This is a genomic window from Metasolibacillus sp. FSL K6-0083 (assembly GCF_038630865.1).
Lineage (GTDB): Bacteria > Bacillota > Bacilli > Bacillales_A > Planococcaceae > Metasolibacillus > Metasolibacillus fluoroglycofenilyticus.
Genome location: NZ_CP152046.1, coordinates 1,798,547 through 1,824,782, shown reverse-complemented (window position 1 = coordinate 1,824,782; position 26,236 = coordinate 1,798,547). Strand labels below are relative to the sequence as shown.

Below are 26,236 nucleotides of genomic sequence, written 5' to 3'. Positions count from 1 at the left end.
AGGAGGAACACTATGCGTTCAACATTTATGGGACTAGAAATAAATAAATCAGGCCTATTTTTACAGCAATCAGCACTTTATACAACTGGTCATAATATCGCTAACGCTAATACATTAGGCTACTCACGCCAACGTGTAAATATGCAAGCATTACCAGGTTACCCATCACCAGGCTTAAATTCACCCAAAATGCCTGGACACTTAGGAACGGGGGCAGAGGCTCACTCTGTTCAACGCGTTCGTGACGAATTTATCGACCGCCAATATCGCCAAGAAACGAATAAACTTGGCTATTGGGAGGAACAAACAAAGGCAATCGAGCAAATGGAAGATATTTTATCTGAGCCTTCTGAATTTGGTATAAATAAATCATTCGACAACTTTTGGCAGGCGATGCAGGATGTAGTCACAAATCCAAAAGATACAGCAGCAAGACAGGTGCTTATTGCAAAAGCACGTGCATTAGCAGAGTCTTTCAACTATACGGACAAGCAATTAAAAACAATTCAAAGTAATATCGGTGCACAAATCGAAGCGGATACGAATACAGTAAACTCTTTGCTTCGACAAATTGCGGATATTAACAGACAAATTATGGCGGTTGAACCGAACGGCTATGTGACAAATGATTTATATGATGCGCGCGATGTACTTGTAGATAGGCTGAACGAATATTTACCCGTACAAGTGGAGCGTGTACCGTCAGGTGGAAATGCTAGCCCTGTATCGGAAGGGAGTTTAACTATTACATACCGCCCAGTAGGCAGCGCGGAGCCAATAATACTCGTACATGGTAAAGAGTTTGCAGAAATTAGCATTAATAATGCTAGTGGTAAAATCAATGGAACAGAACCGCTCGAGCCCTTTACAGAAATGCTTGTTGATTGGAAAGGTAGTGCATTAGCAGATATCGTGCCGCCAATCGATAAATTGAATTCGGGTGCTGTGTTAGCCATAAATGAAAGCTATGATTACAGCACGTTTGAATCAGGCAAAGGCAAGCTTTTATCCAATATTAACTCTTACGGACATAGCGGTAATCAAGGGTTATACCCAGAAGCTATAGCTAATTTAAATGCACTTGTTGAAGAATTTGTCACAGTAATCAATAATCAGCATCGTTTAGGAATAGATTTAGATGGTAATTTAGGAGATGACTTCTTTGATCCGGCTGGTATAACTGCCGCTACAATTCGTGTACTAATTACAGAAGCGGATAAAATCGCTGCTTCTGATACAAGTAATAATACGGACGGTGAAAAAGGGAATAACGGAAATATTCTCGAAATGGCAAGACTGCAAACAGAAGTTAGAACAAACTTGAAAAATGGAACATTCCAATCCTTCTACAAATCAATGATTGGTGACTTAGGTGTTAAAGGTCAGGAATCGATTCGTAATGAATATAACTCTGGTACACTACGCTTAAGCGTTGAAAATAAACGAGCTGCAATGAGTTCGGTATCACTTGATGAGGAAATGACAAATATGATTATGTTCCAGCAAGCATACAATGCGAATGCTCGTATGATTACAGTAGTTGATGAAACATTAGATAAAATTATTAACGGAATGGGGCGCGTAGGTTTATAACCTTGCTAAATAGATAAATGAGAGGAGAAGGAAAATGCGCGTTACACAATCAATGTTATCAAACAATATGTTACGTAACTTAAACACAAGCTACGGTAAACTAGGAAAATTACAGGAGCAGCTTTACTCTGGTAAAAAAATTACTCGTCCTTCTGATGACCCAGTGATTGCAATTAAAGGGATGTCTTATCGTACAGAGCTAGACCGCACAGCACAATACAAGCGAAACATCGGAGAAGCAAATACTTGGTTAGACACTACTGATGATGCATTAGGACAGGCAGGAGAGATTTTAAATCGTGTGAAAGAGCTTGTCGTACAGGCTGCTAACGACACGAATACGGAAGATGACCGTAACAAAATGAAGCAGGAAATTGATCAAATTCGCAATCAGCTTAAAGACATTGCTAACACCCAAGTCGGTGACAAATATATTTTCGCAGGCACTCATACGGATATGCCTTTATATGTGAACGGTGTCCCAAATACCAACCTAACAGTTGATGGTGCAAACGCAAATGTCGATATCGATGTGTTCGAAGCGGTACGTCTTAATGTCAATACGCCTGGGCAAGAGATGTTTGAAAAAGTGGATGATTTAATTGGTAAAATTTCAGAAGCCTTAGAAACAGGGGATGTTAATAATAACGGTACGTATATCGGTGGCCTGCTTGGGGATTTAGCTGCTGGAACAGACGATTCATTAGCTGGAATACAAAATTTAGTACTTGAAAAACGAGCAGATGTAGGGGCACGTCAAAATCGCGTAGAATTAATGGAGCAGCGTTTGGATTTACATGAAGTTAATGTAACAAAGCAAATGTCGTTGAATGAGGATACTGAATATGCGGCTACAATTACAGAGCTTGTGACGCAAGAATCTATCCATCAAGCTGGTTTATCAGTTGGCGCAAAAATTATACAACAAACATTAGTAGATTTTATTCGATAAGTGTAAAGTAATAGAAAAGATTAAAAGCGTTTGGACTTGTGCCAAGCGCTTTTATTGAAAGGTAGGGATATTAATGCGATTCCCACAAATTCAAATAACAACAACAGATGCTCAAATGGATTGGCAAATCCAAAAACCTGTGCAACGCATTAGTCAACCAAAGGCAGAGCAAACAATTTCCCAACCTCCTGCAACAGTTGAAATTCGAACGACACCGAGCGATTTGAAAATTGATTCATCAGAAGCACGTAGAGATTTAGGTTATTTTCCAATAGTTGAAATGGTAAAACGTTATGCACAGGAAGGTCGCCAAGGAATTCTAAAAGGTATTTCACGTCGTGTACAGGAAGGTCGTCAAATGATGTTAAATGCAGGGAAAGGGCAAGAGGGGGCTATTATTCAACAAATTGCTAAGCAAAATACAGGTCCGAAACGTCCAGGACCATATAATATTAAATTCGTTCCTTCAATCGGTTCTGTAAAAATCAAATATACGCCCGCAACAGTAGATGTTAATATTACGCGTAATGAACCGAAAATTGATGTAAAAATTAATAAGCCTGTTTACGACTACACACCAGGTAAAGTAACAGGTACAATGGTACAAAGACCGCGTGTTGATATTGATGTTATTGGTTAAAAGGAGAGGGCAACGAAATGAATATTGAAACAAAGTTTTTAGGGACTGTAGAAATTAATGAACAAGATATTTTAACATTTGAAGCAGGGTTGCCGGGTTTTCCGGAATCACAAAAATTTGTACTACTTCCTTTAGACGCGGATTTACCCCTAGTGGTCCTGCAATCTATTGAGCAGCAGGAGCTTGGGTTTGTGCTTGCGTATCCATTTGCATTTAAAAATGACTATGCGTTTAACATTAGTGAACAAGAAAAGGTCGATTTACAAGTTGAAAAGGAAGAAGATGTGATTGCCTATACAATTTTAACTTTAAAGGAAACGTTTCAGGATTCGACGATGAATTTACTTGCGCCAATTGTGATTAACACGGCTAAGAAAATTGGCAAGCAAATTATTTTACAGGATAGCACAATGTATCCTCTGCGCCATCCGATCGGCGCTATGGAAGGAAGTGCTGAATAATGCTCGTGCTATCTAGAAAAACAGGTGAATCGATAATGGTTGGCGACCAAATCGAGGTGAAAATACTAGCTGTTGAAGGAGATCAAATAAAGCTAGGAATTATTGCACCTAAGTCTGTAAAAGTCCATCGCTCAGAAGTATTTCAGGCAATACAGGAACAAAATAAAGAAGCGTTAGCAGCACCAAGTGATTTATTGAAAAAATTAAAGAAAAACTAATTAAAAGGAGATACCTACGAAATTTTGAGGTATCTCTTTTATAAGTTTTAGAATATAGGAAAGAAGTGTATAGTATAAATAAAAGTAAAACACTCATGTAAAGGAGAATTTAATATGAGTAAATTAGAGGCCATGCGTATTCATAGTTTTCGTGGCTTGACAGATGTTACGTTAGACCATTTTTCTAAAATTAATTTGTTTGTCGGAGAAAACAATGCAGGAAAAACATCCTTGTTGGAGGCAATCTATTTAATTGCTAACTATTCCACTAAACAAGGTTTTTTACGATTAGCGAGAATGAGGGAGCAATATATTGGCGGCTTAGCTCGTACACTATCTACTGAGGAGTTAATTAGTTGGTTATTTAGTGAAACTATAAAGCCCATTAAAATAGAGTACGAATGGGCAGGTATGCATAAATATATTCAATGTACTTTAGAAGAAGAAGAATACCTCATATTAAATGATAGCAGTGATGAAAATATAGATATTATAGATAGAGAGCAGGTTGTTAAGGAACAATCGATTGAAATATATGATAATGAGGACAGTATAGGCAAGCCAATCGTATATCAATTTGGCACTTTAAATGAAAAAGTAATTGGAATTATCAAGAAAGGTGACAGTCTATTTAATTGCCATTTTATTTCAGCGATTGATCATCGTATTGCCCCTTTATCACCTTATATAATTGATGATCTTGTAAAAGATGGAGAAAGACCAATGCTTATTGAGGCTTTACGCCAATTTGATAAAAAAATAAATGGTATCGAACTGCTTATGGCAAATGATAAAGGAAGAAATACAAGACCTATCCCTTATATTCAGCATGAAGATTTGGGGTTAGTGCCTATCTCTATGTTCGGTGATGGTGTTAGAAAGGCACTTGTTATTGCGTCGCAGGCAATCCGCTTTAAAGATGGAATTATTTTAATTGATGAAATCGAAACAGGTATTCATACAAAACTCATTCCAACCTTTTTCACATGGCTAGCGGAAATTTGTAATCAATATAATATTCAGCTTTTTGCAACAACACATAGTTTGGAAGCGTTAGATGGTATGCTAAAAGCGGCTGAAGCAGACTACAATCAACTTTCTGTATATCGCTTAGGGGAAGATAAAAAGAAATTAAAATATTTTTCTGGCGAAAGGCTAAAAGTACTAAGATATGAGCTAGGGCAGGATGTGCGCTAAAATGAAAAAGTACTTTTATTTTATTGTAGAGGGCGTTCATGATTCGGCAGCTTTAGGGCGTTACTTAAAAAGAAAAAACATATCGTTAATTCGAAAAATTGAACAGGTAGATTTGTTTTGGGAGAGGATAATCCCTAAAAGTTTTCCATTCAATGGCGATTTATTAAAGCGTATGCCAGTCCCAATGTTTTATAGCAACGAGCAGTACTCGATTGCTATTCAGACGGCAGGAGGCGATTCGGGAATTGTAAAAGCCTTTGACAGTCTTTTGAATTTAGATTATGAACATTTAACAGGAGTTGCTCTATTTTGCGATGCAGATACAAAGCCAGCTGAGCAATGCTTTAATGATTTAATTAGCCGCATGCTTAATGAAGTGGATGAGGAGTATCATTCGATTTTTAAAGAGGCTGTATTTGGGGAAGTAACTCTTGGAAGTCCGAGTTTTGGTGTTTATATATTTCCTAATAATGAATGTGAAGGGACTTTAGAAAATTTATTGTTAGAAGGCGGCGAAATTGTTTATTCTGACTTAATGGCAAGTGCTAAAGAATATGTGAAGCGCATTTCTCTAGACTATCGTCAAAAGCATTGGTCCATTTCTAGTGAGCCAAAAGTATTGTTTGGTGTTATGGCAAATGCATTAAAGCCAGGAAAGGCAAATCAAGTATCTATTCAAGATAATCAATGGATTAGCGAAGAAACAATTACAACAAATAGCCAATCCCGTCTAAATGATTTTTTGGAACAGTTATTAAACTAAGGTTAGTTAGCTTTGTCTTCAGAATTAAAAATTTTTAAAAATTTTTTTGAAAAACTATTAAACATTTAAAATAACTTACGATATATAGTATGTAAGGTGAGGTAGTACATACTACTGACACCAAACTTTCCCACATGGATGTGGGTTATACAAAAACAATTCAAGGAGGAATTCTATCATGAGAATTCAACACAACATTTCAGCATTAAACGCACACCGTAACCTTGGTTTCAACAACGCTCAATCAGCTAAAAACCTTGAGAAATTATCTTCGGGTTACAAAGTAAACCGTGCTGGCGATGACGCTGCAGGTTTAGCAATTTCTGAGAAAATGCGTGGACAAATCCGTGGTCTTGATATGGCTACGAAAAACGCTCAAGACTCAATTTCTTTAATTCAAACTGCTGAAGGTGCATTAAACGAAACACACGCTATTTTACAACGTATGCGTGAGTTAGCAGTACAAGCTTCAAACGATACAAACGTATCAGCTGACCGTGAAGCATTACAATTAGAAATCGACTCTTTAGCAAAAGAAATTACACGTATTTCTACAGATACTGAGTTCAACACGCAAAAATTATTAGACGGTACATTTGGTAAAGGCGGTATCGGTTCTGGTAATGACTTTGATGTAACAAAAGCTACTGCTACTGGCGGTAAAGTATTCCATATTGGTGCAAACTCAGGTCAATCAATTAGCTTAAGCATTTCAAACATGTCAGCTAGTGCATTAGGTGTTAATGCACTATCTACTGGTGGAACTGCAGAAATCGGTTCAGCAGGTGAAATTGGTGGGGGTATCCGTATTACAACACAAACTGGTGCTGACAATGCAATCTCTGTAATTGATTCAGCTTTAAAACGCGTATCTGAAACTCGTGCATCTTTAGGTGCTGTTCAAAACCGTTTAGAGCACACAATCAATAACTTAGGTGCTACATCTGAAAACTTAACTGCTGCTGAATCTCGTATCCGCGATACAGATATGGCAAAAGAAATGATGCAGTTCACGAAAAACAATATTTTAATGCAAGCTGCACAATCTATGTTAGCGCAAGCTAACCAACAGCCACAAGGCGTTCTTCAATTACTAGGTTAATTATTAGCCTAAACGAAACCTCTAGCAAACTCGCTAGAGGTTTTTTCTATAATAAAGGTGATTTTTGCCGATATAGTATAGTGAGGTGAAAGAATGAATATTGAATATTTTGAGACGAAAATAGGTTTACCAACTGTAAAAATTAATGACTATTTTATACATAGTAAATATAATCCATTAGCTGAGGCGGAGCAGTTAGCTAAAAAAATATATACACCACATCATGCGCACATACTTTTTGGTTATGGCTGTGGTTATGTAATAGATGCTTTAATTAAAATGCAGCATTTTAATGAGCCTATTTTTATTATTGACCCATTATTTAAAAATAAGCAGCTTCATATTGCAGAAAAGCACCAGCATTTACATTTATATAATGAGGAATCGATTGGTAGATGGGATATTATTTTGAAGGAATTTGCGCCTGATTATCGCACATCCTTTAAAGTCCATTGTTTATCAAATTATGATAAACTTTTCCCAGCAATATATAAAGAATTGCTACTAGATATAAAAGGGGTGCAGTATAAGCATCGAGTCAATGATTATACGCTAGTGCGATATGCTAAAGACTGGCAAAAAAACTTGATGGATAATTTATTTTATTTAGAAAAAGATTATAGCTTATACGATTTACAGAAAAAATATACAGCGCCTGTTGTAGTGGCTGCTGGTGGACCATCTTTAAATAAGCAGCTACCATTGTTAAGAAAGTATCGACGGCAGTTCATTTTAATTGCTGCTGGCTCTACGGCAACGACATTATTGAAGGAAGATATTGAACCAGATTATGTAGTAACAATTGATGGTGGCGTACCAAACTATAATCATTTTAAAAATTTACTTTTTGAGCATGCAAAAATTTTATATACACCGCAGAATCATGCGGGTGTTCGTCAATCCTTTAAGCAGGAAGGTTATATGTTTACGACAGAAGGCTTTGCGACTTCTAATAGTTATTTAGCAACACAACTAAAATTAACGCTGCCAGATGTACCTGGAGGAGGGAGCGTGGCCCATAGTGCATTTTCCCTCGCGCAGTTTATGACAAGTGGGCCAATTGCTTTAATTGGGCAGGATCTAGCATTTACAGATAATTTAACACATGCAAAGCATAATATTCATGCGCGAGTCGTGGATGAGCAGTTTTTAACAGAGCGAGAGGCTTTTCAAACAGAAGGCTATAATGGAGAGCTTATTTGGACAACACCCGTTTTTTATTCCATGAAACTAGAGTTCGAGGATTTATTAGTAAAAGATCCGCCAAGCAATTTATTTTTTAATTGTACTGAGGGGGGGATCAAGCTAAAAAACTATGAGCAAATTTCTTTTGAGCAATTTTGTGAGCAATTTGCAGAAGAACAAGCTATTGAAATTATTACAACAGTAGGGCAAGGTATTTATCAAAATGCAATTGAACAATTGACTAAAGAAATTACTTTATATAAAGCGATTGTAAAGCAGTTGGATGAGGGGATTCGTGCTTTGAAGCGAAATAAGCTAAAAGATGCATTTGATCCTAAAACGATAAAAGAGCTTGATCGCATAGACAAACAAGTACAAAAAAGATTAAGACAGCTGGCTATTGAAATGATTACAGTTCCTGTAACGATGAAGGTAATGCGAGGCTATTTACCAAAAATTAATGAAACAAAGCAGGAGCAGTTTAATCGTGTGAAAGAGCAGACAGAGGTACTATACAAAGAGTTAAAGGAAGCGGTAGAATATTGTATAGAGGCAACAGAGCAAGTGCTAAATGAGAAAAAAGGTGGTCAAAATGATGAATGAAGTGGTTTCAGAAGTAGTGGAAAGCTATAATCAATATATAAAAAATATTGCGCCGGGGAGTCTACAAATTGCCACGCACTTACGACAAGATGAAATTCAGGAAGCATTGCAGTTAATCTTGCAATTTTCTGAAGGAATGGGCTGGCTTGTACAAGCGAGTGATTTATTAGCGAAAAATGAAGTGAAAACAACGCTTCAAATTGATCAAATTCATGATTTTTTAAATGAAATTAATAGCGGTTTAGAAATTCAAGACTATGTACTGGTAGCGGATATGTTTGAGTATGAAATCGCACCGTTTTTTGAACAAGTAACACAAATTGAAGGAATTGAGCAGTAGTGGAATGGGAAGTAGTAACAGCTAAAAATGGAGAGCCTTCTCTACAATTAAATAAGGTTTCCTTATATAGCCGTTACCGACCACGTGAGGATGCGTGGCGTTGGATTGATTCACAGTTTGAGCATGCACACTCTAGCTATTTGTTAATAGGATTAGGGCTAGGCTACCATGCAGAGCGATTAGCACAATTAGCAGAGGGAAAGACCGTATTCGTCTACTGCTTTGAGCAGCAGGAGTATAATTTATATAAACAACATAACCCTCAATCAACTAACTTTGAAATAATAACGAATGTGGAAAATAAGCAATTAGATGACAATGTACAAATTCTTATACCAAATCAATTGTTACAGGCAATAGGGGTGAAGCATCCTTTATTCAGTTCTTTAGAAGCGATTAAAATTAATCAAATAACGTATAGAAAATCTGCTGATATTATGCAGCAAAATTTCATGGCGAATATACAAGGATGGACAAAGCAAACGAGCTACCCTACATATAATAAAAAAATTGCTTGTTTAGTAGCTTCCGGCCCTTCATTGAATAGTACAATTGAATGGTTGAAAAAAATAGAAGAGCAAGTCGATATTTTCGTCGTAGGCTCTGCGTTAAAAATGTTACTAGCACATAATATTGTTCCAACAGCTACAATTATTTCAGATGCGAAGGATAGTATTATAAAGCAGCTAGCTGGAGCCAATTATCGTGGGCATTTGTATTATCTTAGCACAGCGAATGCAGCTACGGTAAATATTCATCATGGAGAGAAATATATAATGCTACAGCAAGGCTATTTAGCTGCAGAGCAAATTGCGCAGCAGTATAAGATGCCAGTATTAGAAACTGGTGGTTCCGTCTCTACGGTTGCACTAAGCCTACTTGATTATTTAGGTTTTGAGAAAATTATTTTATTCGGACAGGATTTTGGGTTTTTTGGAGATTCGACACATGCTAATCAAGCAACATCAGGACGAGTTGTGCAACAGGATGCCAATATAAGAGCAATAAAAGCAAATGATGGGACTACCATTTATACAACGCCCAATTTACAAGTATATGCTAAGTGGATTGAATCAAAGGTGCAACGTATGAAAGCTTGTGTATATACGACGTCTGCAAAGGGAGCTTATATCTCACGAATAAATTGTCTTAATGAACAAGAGTTAATAAATATAGTACAAACAGATTAAAAAACCTACACGACTGTAGGTTTTTTATTTACTTTTGAGGAATTATGTCGATATAAAGGATAGGAATTTTGATGTATAATATAATTTAATTCAGCAGAAGCCCCCTACGCTCATAAGTGAGGGAAAGAGACTCTCAAACTATCCTACCGATTTAAGTTAAGCCTCCGGTGGATGTTACAGATTTTGAAAGGGGTTTTTTGAGCAAGATCGAAAAAATCTGATTCGCAATTATACCTTGGCGCAATTGATACAATACAAAATTTTGTACGAAAAGATTGGAGAAATACATAGATGAGTATATTACAAAATAAAACGGTATTAGTGACGGGTGGCACTGGTTCATTTGGTAAGAAGTTCACAAGAAAAGCATTAGAGCTTGGCGTAAAAAAAATTATTATTTTTAGCCGTGATGAGTTAAAGCAATACGAAATGAAGCAGGAATTTGATGACAAGCGTCTTCGTTTCTTTATTGGAGATGTGCGTGACCAAGAACGTCTACATAGAGCGTTTGACGGGGTAGATATTGTTATTCATGCGGCAGCAATGAAGCATGTTGATGCGTGCGAATATAACCCATTTGAAGCAGTAAAAACAAATATTCATGGCGCGCAAAATGTTATTGAAGCTGCCATTGATTGTGGTGTTGAGAAAGTTATTGCTTTATCAACTGATAAGGCATGCGCGCCTGTAAACTTATACGGTGCGACAAAGCTAGCATCTGACAAATTGTTTGTTGCTGCAAACTCCTATGTTGGAGATAAACCTACGAGATTTGCGGTTGTACGCTATGGCAATGTCGTTGGTAGTCGAGGAAGCGTTGTGCCATTTTTTAAAAAGGTTAAAGAAACAGGTGTGCTACCAATTACGGATGAGCGTATGACACGTTTTTGGATTACGCTTGATCAGGGCGTTCAATTTGTACTAGACAATTTAGAGCGCATGCACGGTGGCGAGATTTTTGTACCTAAAATTCCAAGCATGAACATTATGGACTTAGCGAAAGCGATTGCTCCAGAGTGCAAAACAGAGATTGTAGGCATTCGTCCAGGAGAGAAGTTGCATGAAGCGATGATTATGGAGGACGACGCACGTCATACGCTAGAATACGATTCATACTATGTGATTCAACCTGAGTTCCCGTTCTGGTCAAAGCAGTTTGCTGATGGTGGGAAAGAGTTGCCTGAGGGGTTTGAGTATACGAGTGATAAGAATGATGAGTGGTTGAAGGTTGAAGAACTAAAAAAATTAGTAGAAGATATGTAGTGTTGGTTTGTAAGTTATTCCAAACATTTCGCCTATTTCTGTATTAACTAATTAACAATACTGAGTTTAAATGTAAAATTAATATAAAAAACTTTCCTTATTGTAATTATTATGATGAGTAAATTATAGAAGGATATGTTGAGTCTGTTAGGAGGAGAACGTAAATGAATATTTATGCTTTACAAACTGCTAGAGGTGGAAGCAAATCAGTACTACAAAAAAATATACAAATAGTAAAGGATAAGCCTCTATATTTACATAATATTTTATATGCCAAAAAATCAAAATACATTAAAGATGTATATGTAAGTACAGATATCGAGCTGATTAAAAATAATGCAGATGAATATGACTATAAAATTATTGATCGACCTAAGGATTTAATGGGAGACGATGCTTCCCACCATGATACGATAAAACATGCCATACTATGTATGGAAAAAGAGTTAGGTGAAAAAATCGATATTATTGTTATACTTCTAGGCAATAGTATTGGAGCTAGAACAGTCGATTTAGATAGTGCAATACAAATGTTAGCGGATTGCCAGGACCTAGATTCTGTACAAAGTGTTTCGAAATATAATATGTATAATCCATTTAGAGCTTTTAAAATTGAGAATGATAAATTAATTACATCAATCCCACAGAATCAAATTAAAGAAAATGCTGTTACATCTAACATTAATGAACGTGCTGCGGCAGGAGATATTTATTTCTTTAATGGGTCGTTTTTCGTTATAAGAAGAGATGTTGTATTTAAAGATGATGGGTTATTACCATTCACATGGTTAGGGAAAAATATAGCACCATTTATTCAAGATGCTTATATGGAAGTCGATGCCGACTGGCAATTAGAATACTTAAGAAAAAAAGAATTTTAAAAAAATTGGTGGGCAAATTAAATGAGTGAGAAAGTAGTTTTATTAACTGGCGGTACAGGGGGAATAGGAAGTACTATAAAAAAAATGTTGCTTCAAAATGGATATACAGTTATCACGCCATCAAGACAGGAGTTAGACCTAACTGACAGGGCATCGATAAAAACGTATGTTGAAAATCTACCATGTACTATTGATATATTAATTAATAATGCAGGTATTAATCCGATAAATACGGTTGAAAATTTATTAATGGAAGATGTAGAAAATACATTTGACATTAATCTGATCGCCCCGCTACTGTTAGTAAAAGAAGTAGTACCTTATATGAAAAGAAAGAATAGCGGCAATATTATTAATATTAGTTCGATTTGGTCTAAAGTATCTAAGGCAGGTAGAAGTGTTTATTCTGCAACAAAATCTGGGTTGGACGGGATTACAAGGGCGTTAGCGGTAGAACTAGGTGAGTACAATATTTTAGTGAATTCTATTGCCCCAGGCTTTGTATTAACGAATTTAACAAGAAAAAATAATACAGACGAGCAAATAGATGAATTAATGAAACAAATTCCACTTAAGCGACTAGCGGACCCGGAGGAAATTGCTAACTTAGTGCTATTTTTAATTTCCAACAAAAATACTTATATCACAGGACAAACAATTTATATAGACGGAGGCTTCACTAGTCAATGAAATCTATTACAGTTAAATCGGCTACAAAAAATTACCAAGTATTTTTTGAAGAAAACCCTAAAATACTACTTCAAAATCTAATTAGAACTGAAAATGCAATTTTTGTCATTGATAGAAATGTTCATGAACAATATAATGTGCTTTTTCAGACAATTGATGAATCAAAAAAAAGCATTATAGACGTTTCTGAGAATAGAAAGAATATGGATATGGTTTTAGAGTTATATTCATTAGTTTTAGAGAAGTCTATAAAACGTAATTTTACACTTATTTCTATTGGTGGAGGCATTACACAAGATGTCACAGGATTTGTAGCATCAACGTTATTCAGAGGAATTAAGTGGATTTATATACCAACAACATTATTAGCACAGTCAGATAGCTGTATAGGAAGTAAGACTTCATTAAACTACAAAGATTATAAAAATCTTATAGGTACTTTTTATCCACCAGACAATATTTATATATGTACGGAGTTTTTAAATAGCTTGTCAAATTCAGATTATTTAAGTGGGATGGGAGAAGTAGTTAAATTGAATATTTTAGCTGGTGAGGAAAATATTTTAAAAATGAAAAATACTCCAAAATTCTTTGATCAAGATAATAAGAATCTTTCGGATGTTATCTTCGAAGCTTTAATGATTAAAAAGGATTATATTGAATCTGATGAATTAGACAAGGGTAGAAGAAATTATTTAAATTACGGCCATTGCTTCGGACATGCTATTGAATTTGAAAGTCAATATCAAGTTCCTCATGGGCAAGCTGTAGTGATGGGAATGATATTAGCCAATATAGTATCGTTTAATAGGAACGAACTTTCTTTTGAAAAAGAAGAATTTTTAAGAAAAGAAATTTTAGCGAAGCTCCTACCAAATGAATTACTTCGATATCAGTTTAACAAGAAGGCTATTGCAAATGCAATGAAGAAAGATAAAAAGCGTGAGGGAACAGATTTGCCTTTAATTTTAATTGATGATAAATATAGACCTTCAAGAATTAATGATTTGAAAATTGATGAAGTGTATAACTCTCTTGACAAATACGAATCTTTGTTTCGTTAGTTTGCTTATTTTGGAAAATGGGAAATTTATAAATTTTGGAGGTGATTCAAATGGGGAGTGTCAAAATACTTGATTGTACATTGCGAGATGGCGGATTTGTTAACAATTGGTCTTTTGGCTTTTTAACGATTAAAGAAATTGTGAAATCATTGAATGAAAGTAGAATAGATATTATTGAATTAGGATTTCTAGATCGCGATGGAGTAGAGGATTACAATTTTACAAAATTTAATAGTTTAAATAACATTAGATATTTTGTGGAAAATGTTAAAGATAAAAAAAGTGAGTATGTCGTAATGATCGATTATGGAAGGTTTTCTTATGAGGAACTCTTGTTAGAGGATACAACTTTAATTGATGGAATACGAGTAATTTTTAAAAAAGATGATATGGAAGAAGCCTTGGAATTATGTAATAACATTAATAAAATGGGGTTAAACACCTATATACAACCTGTATCGATTACTTCATATTCAGATTTAGAAATATTACAACTGATTGAAAAAGTAAATTTAATTAATCCCAGTGCTCTATCTATAGTAGATACATATGGGCTTTTACAGAAAAGAGATTTATACAAATACTTTTATTTATTTGATACAAATTTAAATAAAAATATTGAATTAGGTTATCACTCTCACAATAATTTTCAACTTGCATTTTCAAATTCTATTGATTTTATTCAATTGGCAAAAAATAGAGATGTAATTTTAGATTGTTCTTTATATGGAATGGGGAAAAATGCAGGTAATGCCAATACGGAGCTATTGTTAATGTATTTAAATCAGTTTGGAGATAATTATGATATTAATTATATTTTGGAAATTATTGATACGCAAATAATGAAACTGAAGCTTAAGTTTAATTGGGGATATTCATTTAATCAGGTATTATCTGCCATGAATGACTGTCATCCATTATACGTTAAATATTTAGTAGATAAAAAGACATTAGATATTTCAAAGATCAATCAAATACTTACTAAAATACCGGTAAAACAAAAATTGAAATTTGATGAAGATCTTATTAATTCATTATACAACGGAGAAACCATCGATAATCAACTAGATTATTCAGAACTACTTCAGAAACACTTAAATGAAAAGGAAATTTTGATTTTAGCTCCTGGGAGTAGTTTAAAAAAAGCGCATGATCTAATAAAAAACATGAGAAAAGGTAAAGTTACAATTTCTTTGAATTTTGTATCGGAAGATATCGAAACTGATTTGGTCTTTATTAGTAACCAGAAAAGATATTTGCAAATAGCTAATAACAACAGAAATATTCCTATAATAGCTACATCAAATATAAATGGAAAAGCAGATTATCTCATTGATTATACCATGTTAACAGAAGGAAATTTAAAATTAAAAGATTCTAGTTTGTTATTACTTTTATCATTACTAGTCAAACTGAAGGTAAGGAAAGTATATATAGCTGGAGCGGATGGTTTTTCAGAAAATCAAAATTATGTGAATGGATTTTATGAATTAAGTAGTATGGAAAATAATTTTGCTAAAGAAAATAAAAGAGTTAGAGAGTCTATAATGAACTTCAGAGAATCAATTGAAATAGAATTTATTACAGAAACAGTTTATCTTAGCGAGTAATAATAAATATAGAATAAATTCGGATAGACATCGAAATTTATTCTTAGAAAAGATAACTACTCTAAGGGTTGCCCCTTCCGGATGTGCAGTAACGCCTAACCTGTAGATTGAATTTTAACAAATATATTTACAATATAAACTATTTTATAGAAAGACTTCTATTCTAGGATTGTTTGTCGCGACTTAATTCTACTTATAAAAGGTCTTTCTTTTATGGCTCTTTACCAAAACATGTTCTTGACTAAGAGCCATACTGAATCCATTCTTCATTGCATTCTAATAAAATATGTTGTTTATAGCACTCCCAGTTACGCGTGAAATAGTGACGACGTTGAAGCGCCTTGATTTTATTGTTTTTCCCTTCAACGGCCGCATTCGTAAAGCGTAATTGATGGTAATTACAGATTTCCTCTTGCCAATTAAGCATTGTTTTTAAACAGGATTCTACAATCGGATGCCCAATTGCTTTCCCTTGTGCCAGCCATCTTTTGTAGCCTTTTTGGGCAATTACATAGGATGGACTACAGTCATACCAAGCAATAAAGGCTTCTTTCCATTCATACACTTGGCGAAGTAATTTTGCATAACCTAAGAGTCGTTTTAAGATATCCATTTCGTCTTTTGTGAGCTGGTCATGGCGCTTCCCTAGTATACGGAAGTGTTGCTTTACATCCGCTTTCGCAAAGGGGGAGAGGCTTTTTTGAACCAACTTTCGCGTATTTTGTAGAGCGTCCGTTACATAACGATTGACGTGAAAACGATTGGCAATTCGAATGGCATTTGGGTACATTTCTTTTACGAATGTATGATAGCCTTGCGCTAAATCCATGACGACAGCGACGGGATTAAGCGTCTGCCAAATCGGCTGCGCTTGATAATAATCCTGTAATTCTGCAATCGTACGACCTGGGATGACATCTAAAAACGTGCCACCACGTAAATCGTGTAAGCCGGTGTTATAGCGATGTCCTTTACGAATCGCAAAGTCATCGATACCCAGTGCAAGACCCGTACTCACTTTGGCCTGTTGTTCGCATCGTCTTTGAACGCGAACCGACTCCACTGCCATCCATTGACGTACAATACGGTGAACCGTTGTTGGTGGTGTTTCAGAGAGGCGCGCTGCATGGGCAATCGTCGCCCTATCGCTTGTTTCGGTAACGTGGCTTCAAATGCCTTTGTATAGCGCTTTTTTGGCGCAACACAGTCGTAATGCCACACAAAATGGGCATGACAATCTTTGCATGTTAAACGGATTGCGGGCAGAAGTAAATACAATCGCTTCCCAAACGCAGCGAGGTGACGTACTTTTCGTTGATATGCCGTGCCACGACGAATCGTTTGCGTTGATGCACAAACTGGACAAGGCTGTGTGGCATCAAACGGTGTCACTTCAATGAGTACTTGATCTTTTTCTTTTTGAATAGCACATACATTTAACTCTGGTAAATCGAGTAAAACCTTGATAGAATGGGAATGCATCTGTATACCTCGTTCTGTTGTTTGGTCGTACTTTCAACATTAACGGATACAGATGCTTTTTTGTATGCTTTTTTAAATCAAGAACAGATTTTGGCGTTGAGCCTATATTTATACTGATTTGAATTTGGATGGGCGATATTTGAATTTAGCAGACGAAAATTTCTTTACGAAAGTTTTAGATGAAGTAACTAGAGTTTTGGAGCAGGAATATTACGTAGAAGTATTCAGACTCAGTATAAAAAAGCATTAGATATATTAGTAGATAGAAAGAACAAGGTGAATATAGATTTATTGAATTGGTTAAAGAAAAATGTAACTAGATAGAGGAAAAAGGAAATTATTTGACTTCTATTTTATGAATTAGGCTATAAATTATATAATATTATAAATATAACCTTAGGAAATGAATATGATATACTACTAATTGGGATTTTAAGGAGGAAAAATGATAAATTCTTTTAAAGATGGAAAAAAAATAATAGTTTATGGTTATGGACAAGCATTTCAAATTGTAAAAAAAATATTAAAGATGAATATAGAATTTATTATTGATGGTGATAGAACAAAAAGAGGAATAAATAATGATGGTATTGTTAAACATATTGATGATGTGAACAATGAAGACTTCGTTGATAAAATAATTTTTATTCTTCCATTTGAGTCTAGAGAAATAATGAAGGTTCTTATGGGAAAGGGGGTAAAAATCAATCAGTGTATTTTTTTAAAAGAATTATTAGATAACGAAATTTCTTTTAAAAATCAATATTTTACTAGCTTGAGTGAATATTCTAAAGGATTAAGAATGGAAAGGGCAAATAAGCTAGATTATAAAAATATTGATGCTGAAAAATTATTCAAAAAATGGTTTGAACAAGATCACTTATTATATAGAGGAATAAATTTAATAGAATTACTAGCTTCTGATATTTCTATAATATTAGATTATATATACACACCTCTAGCTGAAGTATACCTTTATTGGCATCCGTATGAAGAGAGTTACACTATTTATGGAGAAGGTGACATATTATATCCAATGTTTGTTAGAGGAAGAAATGACTATTATAAACGTTTAGAAAGTATTACAGCAGGAATCAAAGATGTGAAAATTATTACTTATTCAGATGTAAAATTAGATTTTACTAAGGATATGCCAATAACAACATATAAATTTGTATTTGAAAATAAAGCACATTATGATGAAATATCAAAATATTTTGTAGACCAATTTGAGAGGCTTTATATCAAATTAAATGCAACAGAAAAAAAATGGTTAGATTACTGTATTAGGTTTTATATGAACTGCATAGACTTTTATTTAGATACTTTAAAAATTAATTTTAAGATTTTAGTTTCGACATTACCATATTATGGTGAGGAGAACATTTTCAAGCAGTTATGTAATAAGGGAGAAGCAAAATCAGTACATTATCAACACGGTTATTATCCTTGCAAAAAGGATTATACGAAAATATATCACTATATTATTCATTTTTCTTCAAAAAGTGATTATTATTTATTATGGGATGAAAAAACCAAACAAATATTTGCTGAAGACTTTAAAATACAAGATAGTAATATGCATGTTTTAGGAGTAACTCCAGTACCTGAGAAAAAACAGTCAAAGAGATTAACTAACTCTTTTGTTGTAGTTTGTCCAGGAAAAATTACTAACGATATGGTTGTAATTAATGAATTAATTGAAGATGCTATTGAAATATCAAAAATTTTTGGTTTATCTTTTACAATTCGCTATCACCCATTAAATGTTAAATTTATTAATATAGACTCAAAATTATATAAAGGGACAGTTAGTTTGGATAATTTTAATGTCAATGACTACGATTTTGCAATAGGGACAATGTCGTCATTACTTTTTGAATTAAATGAAATGGGATTAGCAGTATACGAGAGAATTATACCTAATTGGCAGGGGAATTATAAGACAATTACAGAATTAATCGAAAAGATAGGGGTATTTTACAAGAAATATGAAATGAAAGAAACGCTTAAAATAATTCATGAAGAACCGGAAAAAAATCTTTATGGAGAATTTATAAAAAAACTTGTAGAAGAGTTATAAATATGCGATTTAATAAATGACAATTGAGGAGCTACTATGAAATTTGAATTTGAAAAAAAGAAAATTATTAGTGCTGACATATTTGATACATTAGTTTATCGTCTAGTTTCCAAGCCAGACGATATTTTTACACTTGTCAAAGATAAATATCAAGAAAAATACGGCGTAATTGAAGAAGATTATAAATATTTAAGGCGAATAGCAGAGCATAAAGCAAGAAAACAGACAATTACTTCAGAAATATCCTTTGAAGATATTTTTAAGGAAATGCCATATGATCAAGTTATTAATCAACGTTTATTGCAATTAGAATTCGAAATCGAAAAAGAAAATCTAGTATTAAATAATAAAATCTATGAACTACTTTTGGAACAAAAAAATAATGGATTAGATATTATTTTGATATCTGATATGTACTTTAGTAAATCCCAAATTACGGAACTTTTAATTTCGGTTGGTTGTGATTTGAATTTATTTAAAGATATACTCGTTTCTTCCGAATATAAAGCATCAAAAGCAAAAGGGGATTTATACATGATCTATAAAAATTTGTTCTCAGAATATTCAACTGACGAAATGGTTCATATAGGGGATAATTACAATTCTGATGTTGTTTCTGCTAACAAATTTGGCATTGAAGCAATATATTATCAAGATATTGTTGAAGATACGTTAAGTATATATTCTTTAGAGGAAGCTTGGTATGGTGAGTCTATCCAACAATTAAGAAGCTTAAGAAAACTTGTGAATGCAAATGATTCAGAAAATGGAGAAGAAAATCAATTGTTTAATATTGGTTCCCAAATATTCGGACCGGTATATTCATTATTTATTGAGTGGGTTATTCAATATGCTGTAGATAAAAATATAAAAAAAATCTGTCCTCTTATGCGTGAGGGTGAATTATTTTCGCATATGTTAAATGTAGCATTAGCCAATAGAAATTTAAATATTGATGTAGCCCCAATTTATGTATCAAGAAAAGCAACATATTTGCCAAGCTTAAAAGCATTTGACGAGGATGTAATAGAAGAATTGTTAAAGCGCAAGAAGTTATTACTTAAAGATCTATTTGATTTAATCCAATTAGATATTGTAAATACTATTTTTGAAGATCATTCATTGATTAGTATTGATGAAACTAAAACTACTAAGCTAGCAGAAAATACTTTATATAAATTGTTAGAGCAATTTTTATATGCAGAAGATACAAAAAATAAAGTAGAAGTGAATATTAGAAATCAAAAGCAACTGTTAAAGCAATATATTGATGAATTAACAAATAAAGAAGAGTTTATTACCGTTGACTTAGCTGGAAGTGGGTCTATTCAAAAGCAATTAGATTATACATTAGATAATGAGTATAAATCTCATCATTTAATGCTTTTAGGTAGAATTAAAACATTAGAATACAAAATTGACGGGCATAATTTTAAGACTTGGTTGGGGTATGATGATAAAAAAAACTTGAAAATAAAATCCATCTTTAGAAGTCCAGAAGTGATAGAAGCAGTAACAAATATTGCTGAACCGGGTACTAGTAAATATAAATCAGAAAATAATATGGTACTTCCTGTTAAAACTAACACTGTATATTCAGAAGCGATGATAAATAAACAAAAGGTTATTTGGAAAGGAATAATGGCTTTCCAGAAGTCATGGTTTAAATTGGATAAAGAAAAGAATATCAAAAGGGAATTGTTGTTGAATCGAGATGGATTTATAAATATTTTTAGTCGATTAATTAATTATCCTCTAGCAGAAGAGGCTGTCTTATTAGGTTCATTAATACAAGATGACCAGTCTCATTTTTCGAGAGACGAGACTATTGTCCGTATTAAGGAAAAAGAATTATTAAATAAAATAGGAGTTGAAAAATTCGTACTGTACGGTAAAGAAAGCTATTATGTAAATGAAATTTATTGGCCTCAAGGTGTGATTGCAACTGTCTTGCCTGAATTTTATATTTCTAAGTTTTTAAATGAAAAGCTATCAGACAATGTAACCCGAAAAGTCTATTTAACGATTTTGAAAATAAAGCAATTAGATATTAAGAAATTTTGTGTATACGGAGCAGGTGAAATAGGTCAAAAGATTTCTTATTTATGTAATAGTAACGGTATTAAAATTGACTCATTTATAGATAAAAACTTCGATAAGTCCCCTAAAAATATTTTAGGCATACCTGTGAATGGGAAACATTATTTAGATGAATCAGTTGATTGTATTTTGATTGGTTCTCAAGCATATTACGAAGAAATAAAAGAAGAATTAGTTGAATATTATTTGGGCAAAAAAATTCCTAATATTATAGGACTATTTAACAAATAGACATAAAATAGCTTGTTGTTATTAGGTACCCTCGTTAATAATTATGTAAAATCGATTAACAGAAAAGAGGCTAAGATTATTTTTAATATGGATATTTTATTAAAAAATATTGACTTGCAAAAATATGACACTATTAGCTTTGATATTTTTGATACATTAATATATAGAAACTGCTCTGTTCCAAAAGATATTTTTAAATTGTTGGCGCAGGTAGCGAATAAAAAATTTCAAGATAAATTTATGTATACACCTCAAATGTTCTGTGAATTAAGGAGTTCTGCGGAGCAACGAGCAAGAAAAAAAAATAAAAAGATGAATAAATTTGAAGTTACTCTTACAGATATTTATGCAGAATTGCCGCTTGAAGAAAATTTGAAAATACAGTTGTTAAATCTAGAACTAGAAATAGAGTGTGAAAACATTGCTTTAAATGAACAAATATATGACTTTATAAAATATTGTGTAAAAGAGAACAAAAAAATCATTTTGATTTCAGATATGTATCTTTCTCTGGAACAAATAAAAAAATTACTTTTAGTAGCTAACATTGATTTGAATTATTTTGAAGATATCTTTGTTTCTTCAGAGTATAATGCCACAAAGTCTAAAGGTACTTTATATAATATTGTAGAAAATAAAATGGGAAATCTGAAATATTTACACATTGGTGATAACTACCAAGCGGATGTGATAAATGCAAAAAAAGCAGGTTTTGATGCATTGCATTATGGAGCTATTCCAGAGGATTTCACAAGTATATTTTGTATGGAAGAATATTTATCCAAAGATGTGGCAAATGAATTACGCACTTTACGTAAGTTAATTGGTTATACGGAAAAGTATAATGGAGAACAGTTAGATATTTATAGATTAGGGGCTCAAGTTTTTGGACCAGCATATGCTTTGTATTGTGAATGGGTAGTTGATTTTGCAAAAAAGAAAAAAATTCATAAAATTTTTCCTTTAATGCGGGAGGGAAAGCTTTTTTCGAAATTAATTAATGAAATTTGTCAGCATGAGGGTTTAGATTATCAAGTAGAACCCATATTTGTTTCACGCAAAGCGACATTCCTACCTTCATTTTCGGAGATTAATGAGGATGATATCCAAACGATAATGGAGAAAAATGGGCTTCAATTAGAAAATTTGTTTAACTTATTAGGTCTTGATATTAATGAAACAGCTTTTTCAAAACTTGCACAAAATACTATGAAGGATTTTGCTGTAAATGATATGGATTTATTTAAACGGATATATTCATTTTTAATTAGTGAACAAACTCTAAGTGAAATTAATAGAAATGTAAAACAACAAAAAGCATATTTATTACAGTATATTAAGGAATTATCTAATAATAAAGAGTTTATTACCGTTGATTTTGGTTTTAATGGTACAATTCAAAAAAACCTTGATAAGACGATATCAGAATTAGATTTACAAATTGAACATCTTCTTTTTGTGCCGAGCGATAAAGTTCCAGATAATATCCTAAATGGACATAAAATATTTACATGGGTAGATATTGCAAATAAGCAGACAAGAAAAAATATTCAAAAAAGCACAGAAATTTTGGAAGTTATCATTAATGCAACGCATGGGACAACAATAAATTATGAGCAACACCCAACAAAACATAATGTAATTCCAGTTTTAGATAGCTATGAGTATCCTGAGTTTCATAAAGAATTCCAAAAAATTTGTTGGGAAGGGATTCTTGATTTTCAAAAGTTATGGTTGAATAGTAAATCTAGACGTAATAATCTTACAGCACTTTTAAATAAATCAAATGCATTCGCTGTAATATTTGAACGCTTAATACGTTATCCTCTTCATACGGAAGCAAAATTGATTGGCAAGCTAATTCAACATGAATGTTTCAACTTTACAAAAACAATGCCAATTATTAGTTCTGATGATTATAGATGGCTAGACGAATTAGGTGTCGATATATTTTTAAATAAAACTGCTCAGGCATTTGCACCATATGAGGTGTATTGGCCACAAGGTGTTATAGAAAATCGGATTCCAGAATATTATACAAAGAAGTTTTTAGAAGAATCTTTAGAGGATGAATTATTATTAAACATTTATAACACATTAAAAAGTTTGGATTTAAGTAAATATCATAATATAAGTATTTATGGTGCTGGAGAATTAGGGTTAAAGGTTTTAAAAATATCAAATATATTAAAGGTAGATATCAAATATTTTATTGACCGCAATTATCTTAAAATGGAGTTTGGTTTTGAGGGAGTCCAGGTTAAAGGTATGGAAGAAGTGAAGTCAGAGACAGATTTGATTATCATCGCTTCAATTGCTTATTTGGAAGAAATTGAAAAATATATTATAGGGATTTATGTAAATGATAAATGTCCAGATTTAGTAAAGTTTGATTAATAAAATATTAGATTTTTATGCTATTAAAAAGAATAAAGAGCAATAAAAATGGGAAGTTATGCTTTAATTTTGACAGGCGATATAGGCATCAACATGGGGAATATAGATAAGCCAAAGCAATTCATGGAGGTTTATGGAAAACCAATCATTTCCTATACATTAGAGACGTTTTCTATTCATCCTGAAATTGTAGTTATGATAAGGTCATGTAAAAGCTTTAGTTCGTAAATTTGAAATGAGTAAGGTGACAGTAATTATAGAAGGGGCTTTACGAGACATCTTTCAGTATTTAAACGAACTAGCTAAACAAATTGTTAATCCGGAGTTCTCTATAGAAAAAATCAAGAAATTCAATAAAAGATTTCATTATAAATTAGATGGGAAAGCCACAGAACGTGTAGCAGAATATATTTTTGGTGACCTATTGGAAGGGAGATAGACAGTGAATTACGCAATTATTTTAGCATCTGGAACAGGCAGCAGAATGGGAAATGTTGATAAACCTAAACAATTTATTGATGTGTATGGTAAGCCAATTATTATTTATACACTTGAGACTTTTGCTAACCACCCAGAAATTGACCAAATTATTATTGTTACATTAGAAGAGTGGATTGAGGATGTCAAAATCCTCGTGCGAAAATATGAGATTGATAAAGTAGCGACGATTATTGCAGGAGGAAATAGCAGACAAGCTTCAGTTTATGAAGCGATAAAGTATTTGGCTAACACTGAGAGGGATTGTTTGGATGATATTGTTGTTGTTCATGATGCAGTGCGCCCATTAGTAAGTCAACGTATTATATCAGACAATATTGAGGCAGCTAAACAATATGGTGCAGTTGATACTGTCATACCAAGTGCAGATACAATCGTTAAGAGTTTGTCTAATGAAACGATTACAGAAATCCCTAAGAGAGATTACTACTATTTAGGACAAACACCACAAAGCTTTAAATTTGCTTTGTTAGAAGAAGCGCATAAATATGCATATAATAACCCTGACATTGAGACAACGGATGATTGCAAGCTAGTTTTAACATTAGAGCATCCTGTTCATTTAATTATGGGGGATAAATTAAATTTTAAAGTTACGACATTTGAGGACCTCTTATTATTCAAAGCGATTTTAAAGTTAGGTAAAATAGAGGTGATATAAATGCTTGGAAAGGTGTTTAAGATTATCGAACCAAAAAGGTTTGATATGTATATTGAAGATGTAAAAACGGATGTAAACGACGTTCTAATCAAGGTCGATTATATATCAATATGTAAAGCTGATTTACGTTATTATGAAGGAACAAGAGATGCAAGGCTATTATCATTAAAGTACCCTATGAGCTTAATACATGAGGCAACAGGAATTGTTTTAAAGGATTCACGGGGTTTATTTAATGTTGGACAAAAAGTAGTAATGATTCCTAATCGAATTGAGAGAAAAGCTTGTGAGCATTGCGTCTGTGATCACCCACAATTAGGTGAAAATTACTGTCCAAATGCATTATTTGCTTCTAGTAATAGTGATGGTTTTTCGAAAGAAATTATTGCGTACCCCCATCAGTATATTTTGGCTGTTCCAACAGATTTGGAAAATAAATATGCTGTGTTTGCTGAAATGCTTTCAGTAGCAATAGCAGCGATTAGAAGAGTTGAAGTTCCTAATGGGACAATTGCTGTTTGGGGAGACGGTGTATTAGGTTATTTAATTGCTGCAGCTCTTCGATTTTTATATAAAGATAATCGCATTGTGGTTATAGGGAAGCATCCAGAAAAAGTAATGCAATTTCCAGTAAATAAGTATTACATGATTCATGAGAAAATTGATGAGCAAATCGCACTGGCATTTGAGTGTGTAGGCGGTAATGGGGCTGTATTAGCCATTAATCAAATTTTGAAGGAGATTTCTGTAGGTGGAGAGCTTGTATTAACAGGCGTTACAGAACAAGAGGCCCCTATTTCTACTAGAAAAATTTTAGAAAAAGGCTTAAAAATCACTGGTATAACTAGAAGTCAAAAGTCCGATTTTGAGATTGCTCTCCAGTTGCTACAACAAAAAGATTTTTTACAATTAATTGACTCTCTAATCTTAAGTGAAAATAAGATTTCATCCATTACAGAATTTTATTATGCTTTTGAAAAAGAAGCTAAAAATAAGCAACTTGGAAAACATTTGATGCAACTTCAGTTTTAA

The 26,236-nt window shown here is 33.2% G+C and carries 23 protein-coding genes and 1 pseudogene; 22 read left to right on the top strand and 2 right to left on the bottom strand.

Features of this window, described 5'->3' with window-relative positions; translation table 11 throughout:
- Positions 1 to 12: 12 nt before the first annotated feature.
- From flgK to MHB51_RS08565, 16 genes are all read left to right on the top strand, one after another.
- A complete protein-coding gene (gene flgK / locus MHB51_RS08640; RefSeq protein WP_342559413.1) occupies positions 13 to 1,593 on the top strand; it encodes a flagellar hook-associated protein FlgK in 1,581 nt (526 codons plus the stop codon).
- Positions 1,594 to 1,627: 34 nt separating this feature from the next.
- Positions 1,628 to 2,545 carry a flagellar hook-associated protein FlgL gene (gene flgL / locus MHB51_RS08635; protein ID WP_342559412.1) on the top strand — a complete coding sequence of 306 codons (918 nt, stop codon included), beginning with the start codon at positions 1,628 to 1,630 and terminating at the stop codon, positions 2,543 to 2,545.
- A 73-nt stretch (positions 2,546 to 2,618) separates the two neighbouring features.
- The gene (locus tag MHB51_RS08630) at positions 2,619 to 3,185 is read left to right on the top strand and encodes a DUF6470 family protein (protein ID WP_342559411.1); all 567 of its coding nucleotides are present in this window, start codon (positions 2,619 to 2,621) and stop codon (positions 3,183 to 3,185) included.
- A gap of 17 nt (positions 3,186 to 3,202) precedes the next feature.
- On the top strand, positions 3,203 to 3,646 hold the full coding sequence (gene fliW, locus MHB51_RS08625) for a flagellar assembly protein FliW (protein ID WP_342559410.1): 444 nt from the start codon (positions 3,203 to 3,205) through the stop codon (positions 3,644 to 3,646).
- A complete protein-coding gene (gene csrA / locus MHB51_RS08620; RefSeq protein ID WP_342559409.1) occupies positions 3,646 to 3,864 on the top strand; it encodes a carbon storage regulator CsrA in 219 nt (72 codons plus the stop codon). The genes fliW and csrA overlap by 1 nt, the downstream gene beginning before the upstream one ends.
- 114 nt (positions 3,865 to 3,978) lie before the next feature.
- Positions 3,979 to 5,061 (top strand): AAA family ATPase, encoded by a 1,083-nt coding sequence (locus MHB51_RS08615; RefSeq protein ID WP_342559408.1) that lies wholly within the window; start codon positions 3,979 to 3,981, stop codon positions 5,059 to 5,061.
- Position 5,062: 1 nt separating this feature from the next.
- Complete coding sequence (locus MHB51_RS08610) at positions 5,063 to 5,824, top strand: DUF3226 domain-containing protein (protein WP_342559407.1); 762 nt, start codon at positions 5,063 to 5,065, stop codon at positions 5,822 to 5,824.
- A gap of 178 nt (positions 5,825 to 6,002) precedes the next feature.
- Complete coding sequence (gene hag, locus MHB51_RS08605; protein ID WP_342559406.1) at positions 6,003 to 6,926, top strand: flagellin Hag; 924 nt, start codon at positions 6,003 to 6,005, stop codon at positions 6,924 to 6,926.
- Between the two features lie 93 nt (positions 6,927 to 7,019).
- The gene (locus MHB51_RS08600) at positions 7,020 to 8,714 is read left to right on the top strand and encodes a 6-hydroxymethylpterin diphosphokinase MptE-like protein (protein WP_342559405.1); all 1,695 of its coding nucleotides are present in this window, start codon (positions 7,020 to 7,022) and stop codon (positions 8,712 to 8,714) included.
- Positions 8,704 to 9,054, top strand: a complete 351-nt coding sequence (locus MHB51_RS08595) for a hypothetical protein (protein ID WP_342559404.1) — start codon at positions 8,704 to 8,706, stop codon at positions 9,052 to 9,054. Before MHB51_RS08600 ends, MHB51_RS08595 begins: the two co-directional genes overlap by 11 nt.
- The gene (locus MHB51_RS08590) at positions 9,054 to 10,244 is read left to right on the top strand and encodes a 6-hydroxymethylpterin diphosphokinase MptE-like protein (RefSeq protein WP_342559403.1); all 1,191 of its coding nucleotides are present in this window, start codon (positions 9,054 to 9,056) and stop codon (positions 10,242 to 10,244) included. Before MHB51_RS08595 ends, MHB51_RS08590 begins: the two co-directional genes overlap by 1 nt.
- Before the next feature lie 291 nt (positions 10,245 to 10,535).
- On the top strand, positions 10,536 to 11,507 hold the full coding sequence (pseB, locus tag MHB51_RS08585; protein WP_342559402.1) for a UDP-N-acetylglucosamine 4,6-dehydratase (inverting): 972 nt from the start codon (positions 10,536 to 10,538) through the stop codon (positions 11,505 to 11,507).
- A 164-nt stretch (positions 11,508 to 11,671) separates the two neighbouring features.
- Positions 11,672 to 12,388, top strand: coding sequence for a hypothetical protein (locus MHB51_RS08580; protein WP_342559401.1), 717 nt, complete (start codon positions 11,672 to 11,674; stop codon positions 12,386 to 12,388).
- 21 nt (positions 12,389 to 12,409) lie between these two features.
- Positions 12,410 to 13,078 (top strand): SDR family oxidoreductase, encoded by a 669-nt coding sequence (locus tag MHB51_RS08575; protein ID WP_342559400.1) that lies wholly within the window; start codon positions 12,410 to 12,412, stop codon positions 13,076 to 13,078.
- Positions 13,075 to 14,142, top strand: a complete 1,068-nt coding sequence (locus MHB51_RS08570; RefSeq protein ID WP_342559399.1) for an AroB-related putative sugar phosphate phospholyase (cyclizing) — start codon at positions 13,075 to 13,077, stop codon at positions 14,140 to 14,142. The genes MHB51_RS08575 and MHB51_RS08570 overlap by 4 nt, the downstream gene beginning before the upstream one ends.
- Before the next feature lie 50 nt (positions 14,143 to 14,192).
- Positions 14,193 to 15,752 (top strand): aldolase catalytic domain-containing protein, encoded by a 1,560-nt coding sequence (locus MHB51_RS08565; RefSeq protein ID WP_342559398.1) that lies wholly within the window; start codon positions 14,193 to 14,195, stop codon positions 15,750 to 15,752.
- 241 nt (positions 15,753 to 15,993) lie between these two features.
- Here the strand turns inward: MHB51_RS08565 and MHB51_RS08560 are convergent, their stop codons facing one another.
- Both MHB51_RS08560 and MHB51_RS08555 read right to left on the bottom strand, forming a co-directional pair.
- Positions 15,994 to 16,887 carry an ISL3 family transposase gene (locus tag MHB51_RS08560; RefSeq protein ID WP_342559478.1) on the bottom strand — a complete coding sequence of 298 codons (894 nt, stop codon included), beginning with the start codon at positions 16,885 to 16,887 and terminating at the stop codon, positions 15,994 to 15,996.
- Positions 16,888 to 17,045: 158 nt separating this feature from the next.
- Positions 17,046 to 17,234, bottom strand: a pseudogene (locus MHB51_RS08555) (transposase); the annotation flags it as partial.
- Positions 17,235 to 17,679: 445 nt separating this feature from the next.
- On the opposite strand from MHB51_RS08555, the gene MHB51_RS08550 reads away from it, so the two are divergent.
- The 6 genes from MHB51_RS08550 to MHB51_RS08525 all read left to right on the top strand — a co-directional run bounded on the left by MHB51_RS08550 (position 17,680) and on the right by MHB51_RS08525 (position 26,236).
- On the top strand, positions 17,680 to 19,317 hold the full coding sequence (locus MHB51_RS08550) for a hypothetical protein (RefSeq protein ID WP_342559397.1): 1,638 nt from the start codon (positions 17,680 to 17,682) through the stop codon (positions 19,315 to 19,317).
- A 36-nt stretch (positions 19,318 to 19,353) separates the two neighbouring features.
- On the top strand, positions 19,354 to 21,648 hold the full coding sequence (locus MHB51_RS08545) for a hypothetical protein (protein WP_342559396.1): 2,295 nt from the start codon (positions 19,354 to 19,356) through the stop codon (positions 21,646 to 21,648).
- An 87-nt stretch (positions 21,649 to 21,735) separates the two neighbouring features.
- On the top strand, positions 21,736 to 24,045 hold the full coding sequence (locus MHB51_RS08540) for an HAD-IA family hydrolase (RefSeq protein WP_342559395.1): 2,310 nt from the start codon (positions 21,736 to 21,738) through the stop codon (positions 24,043 to 24,045).
- Between the two features lie 235 nt (positions 24,046 to 24,280).
- On the top strand, positions 24,281 to 24,484 hold the full coding sequence (locus MHB51_RS08535; protein WP_342559394.1) for a hypothetical protein: 204 nt from the start codon (positions 24,281 to 24,283) through the stop codon (positions 24,482 to 24,484).
- Between the two features lie 3 nt (positions 24,485 to 24,487).
- The gene (gene ispD, locus MHB51_RS08530; RefSeq protein ID WP_342559393.1) at positions 24,488 to 25,204 is read left to right on the top strand and encodes a 2-C-methyl-D-erythritol 4-phosphate cytidylyltransferase; all 717 of its coding nucleotides are present in this window, start codon (positions 24,488 to 24,490) and stop codon (positions 25,202 to 25,204) included.
- The gene (locus tag MHB51_RS08525; RefSeq protein ID WP_342559392.1) at positions 25,205 to 26,236 is read left to right on the top strand and encodes an alcohol dehydrogenase catalytic domain-containing protein; all 1,032 of its coding nucleotides are present in this window, start codon (positions 25,205 to 25,207) and stop codon (positions 26,234 to 26,236) included.

What these genes read in the sequence shown, in the direction of transcription:
- flgK (WP_342559413.1), top strand. Translation starts at nt 13, where the DNA reads ATGCGTTCAACATTTATGGGACTAGAAATAAATAAATCAGGCCTATTT.
- flgL (WP_342559412.1), top strand. Translation starts at nt 1,628, where the DNA reads ATGCGCGTTACACAATCAATGTTATCAAACAATATGTTACGTAACTTA.
- MHB51_RS08630 (WP_342559411.1), top strand. Translation starts at nt 2,619, where the DNA reads ATGCGATTCCCACAAATTCAAATAACAACAACAGATGCTCAAATGGAT.
- fliW (WP_342559410.1), top strand. Translation starts at nt 3,203, where the DNA reads ATGAATATTGAAACAAAGTTTTTAGGGACTGTAGAAATTAATGAACAA.
- csrA (WP_342559409.1), top strand. Translation starts at nt 3,646, where the DNA reads ATGCTCGTGCTATCTAGAAAAACAGGTGAATCGATAATGGTTGGCGAC.
- MHB51_RS08615 (WP_342559408.1), top strand. Translation starts at nt 3,979, where the DNA reads ATGAGTAAATTAGAGGCCATGCGTATTCATAGTTTTCGTGGCTTGACA.
- MHB51_RS08610 (WP_342559407.1), top strand. Translation starts at nt 5,063, where the DNA reads ATGAAAAAGTACTTTTATTTTATTGTAGAGGGCGTTCATGATTCGGCA.
- hag (WP_342559406.1), top strand. Translation starts at nt 6,003, where the DNA reads ATGAGAATTCAACACAACATTTCAGCATTAAACGCACACCGTAACCTT.
- MHB51_RS08600 (WP_342559405.1), top strand. Translation starts at nt 7,020, where the DNA reads ATGAATATTGAATATTTTGAGACGAAAATAGGTTTACCAACTGTAAAA.
- MHB51_RS08595 (WP_342559404.1), top strand. Translation starts at nt 8,704, where the DNA reads ATGATGAATGAAGTGGTTTCAGAAGTAGTGGAAAGCTATAATCAATAT.
- pseB (WP_342559402.1), top strand. Translation starts at nt 10,536, where the DNA reads ATGAGTATATTACAAAATAAAACGGTATTAGTGACGGGTGGCACTGGT.
- MHB51_RS08580 (WP_342559401.1), top strand. Translation starts at nt 11,672, where the DNA reads ATGAATATTTATGCTTTACAAACTGCTAGAGGTGGAAGCAAATCAGTA.
- MHB51_RS08575 (WP_342559400.1), top strand. Translation starts at nt 12,410, where the DNA reads ATGAGTGAGAAAGTAGTTTTATTAACTGGCGGTACAGGGGGAATAGGA.
- MHB51_RS08570 (WP_342559399.1), top strand. Translation starts at nt 13,075, where the DNA reads ATGAAATCTATTACAGTTAAATCGGCTACAAAAAATTACCAAGTATTT.
- MHB51_RS08565 (WP_342559398.1), top strand. Translation starts at nt 14,193, where the DNA reads ATGGGGAGTGTCAAAATACTTGATTGTACATTGCGAGATGGCGGATTT.
- MHB51_RS08550 (WP_342559397.1), top strand. Translation starts at nt 17,680, where the DNA reads ATGATAAATTCTTTTAAAGATGGAAAAAAAATAATAGTTTATGGTTAT.
- MHB51_RS08545 (WP_342559396.1), top strand. Translation starts at nt 19,354, where the DNA reads ATGAAATTTGAATTTGAAAAAAAGAAAATTATTAGTGCTGACATATTT.
- MHB51_RS08540 (WP_342559395.1), top strand. Translation starts at nt 21,736, where the DNA reads ATGGATATTTTATTAAAAAATATTGACTTGCAAAAATATGACACTATT.
- MHB51_RS08535 (WP_342559394.1), top strand. Translation starts at nt 24,281, where the DNA reads ATGAGTAAGGTGACAGTAATTATAGAAGGGGCTTTACGAGACATCTTT.
- MHB51_RS08525 (WP_342559392.1), top strand. Translation starts at nt 25,205, where the DNA reads ATGCTTGGAAAGGTGTTTAAGATTATCGAACCAAAAAGGTTTGATATG.